The organism is Shimia marina (genome assembly GCF_001458175.1).
In the GTDB taxonomy this organism is placed as follows: domain Bacteria; phylum Pseudomonadota; class Alphaproteobacteria; order Rhodobacterales; family Rhodobacteraceae; genus Shimia; species Shimia marina.
In genome coordinates, this window is the sequence record NZ_CYPW01000026.1 from 1 (window position 1) to 330 (window position 330).

Below are 330 nucleotides of genomic sequence, written 5' to 3' on the forward strand. Positions count from 1 at the left end.
GACAGCTTCCTCATCAACTACCGTCACGCCATCCAACTCAAGACGGTCATGAAAGCTGCATGTAAGCTTGAGACGGGCTGTATCGTAGCGCTCTCAAATAACTATCAGGGCTTAGATGAGATGGAGCGGGACCGCCCAGAGTTGCTGGAAGACTATATCGAAGTCCGCCATCGGGATCGCTGCTCTGAATATAGTATCCGTCAGAGATTGTTCGGAGAGAGAGTTTCTTATCTTCGTTCTTTGGGTTTGGGAGGATGATCATGCAAGGTGGGGAAGCTTCCGGGCTTCTCCGCATCTCTTCCCTGCGCCATCATTACTTATCCCTATCGC

Annotated in this window: 1 protein-coding gene; it reads left to right on the forward strand. The window is 50.9% G+C overall.

The window, feature by feature from the left end:
* The coding region (locus tag SHM7688_RS20065; protein ID WP_233486616.1) for a hypothetical protein at positions 1 to 258 on the forward strand (258 nt) is incomplete at its 5' end.
* Positions 259 to 330 lie beyond the last annotated feature (72 nt).